Here is an 833-nt window from a genome sequence, read left to right as displayed (position 1 = left end):
TGTTGTTCTTCAGATTAAAAGAGCATTCGATTTTCAGATTATATTAGCAGTAAAGTAATCCATGATAGATTTCCCATCACATTGTGGGAACACGGTTTCGCACATTATTCGGAACTGAAAATACCCCTATGCAAATTAATTGCGCAGGGGTATGTCTTCCTGAAAAGATCAGAATGGAAGTTCCTCTTCCTCTGTCAGTGGTTCAGGATATTTATAACGCAGGTACGCATACAGCAGATCTCTCTCTTTCAGAAAATCTATGAGAGTGAGGATCTCACAGCCCAGAAAGGTCTGTGCATCCCGGAGGTACTTTTTTGTCTCCTCAAAAGAGCCATGGTCAGAGCGTCTGTCTGTATAAAAGTTAAACAGCTCCCTGTCCGAAGGCTCCCGTAAATCGAGAGGTTCCCTGACGGTGACCCACCGTGCCGTCCGATGCCATTCGATGAAGTCAAAAAAGGTACCATCTTCATGGATGACCTGTTCCGGATTCTCATAGGGGCTGTTTCCAGCTTCCACCCAGGAACGCAGTTCCCCAAGTTCCAGCCAGCCAAGTGTCCCGGCATAGGCATCCTCCACCGCCTTAAGTTCCCGCTGCAGGGCTTTCCTTTTTATCTTATCCATAAGCGGCCTCCTATCCCAGTTCACAGTCGTTTATGGCCTGCATGACTGTGTCGGCATCCACCAGATCCAGCTTTTTTGCATCTGCACACAGCAGGCTCTGGCAGCAGAGGCGGTTAAGCACACGGGGCGTGCCGTCCGAAGCGTTCAGGATGGCCTCGGTGGCTCCTTCATCAAAGACGGCGTGGCTGCATCCCGCCCCGTCAAGCTTTGCC

At 49.9% G+C, this 833-nt stretch carries 1 protein-coding gene and 1 pseudogene; both read right to left on the bottom strand.

The genetic code is table 11. The features are described 5' to 3' along the window. Nucleotides 1-168: 168 nt before the first annotated feature. Entirely contained in the window at nt 169-621 is a 453-nt protein-coding gene (locus VSQ61_RS22700; protein WP_334346581.1) for a hypothetical protein, read from the bottom strand. Nucleotides 622-631: 10 nt separating this feature from the next. Then, nucleotides 632-833 (bottom strand): annotated as a pseudogene (locus VSQ61_RS22695) (ExeA family protein); the annotation flags it as partial.

The organism is Candidatus Merdisoma sp. JLR.KK006, assembly GCF_036941035.1.
In the GTDB taxonomy this organism is placed as follows: Bacteria; Bacillota; Clostridia; order Lachnospirales; family Lachnospiraceae; genus Laedolimicola.
The sequence above is the reverse complement of the archived record's forward strand: the minus strand, read 5'-3'. Positions and strand labels throughout refer to the sequence as shown.